Here is a 260-nt window from a genome sequence, read left to right on the forward strand (position 1 = left end):
AGCAGGTCTATGCCCTGTTGGACGAGATAATCGGTGTTCACTCTTTTTGCCAATACAAAGGCATACGCTGCTCTTATTGTTTGAAACTCTTTTTGCTGCGTTTCCATATGGACACGGAAATACGGCTTCTTCTTATCCTCAATCTGTCGAACCTGCATGACTCCCACACCAAAAGCTCCTTGATTAGGTTTCAAATATACGGTTTTATGACGAGAAAGCATGGAAGAGAAAGATTGTTTATTTAGCTTCATCGTTGCGGG

Annotated in this window: 1 protein-coding gene; it reads right to left on the minus strand. The window is 42.3% G+C overall.

Annotation, left to right across the window (positions count from 1 at the left end; all coding sequences use genetic code 11):
- A partial coding sequence (locus tag KVT27_RS27405) for a YheC/YheD family protein (protein ID WP_369009673.1) occupies positions 1-251 on the minus strand: 251 nt, incomplete at its 3' end.
- Positions 252-260: the final 9 nt, after the last annotated feature.

Source organism: Lysinibacillus sp. GbtcB16 (assembly GCF_019091145.1).
Classification (GTDB): Bacteria; Bacillota; Bacilli; order Bacillales_A; family Planococcaceae; genus Lysinibacillus; species Lysinibacillus fusiformis.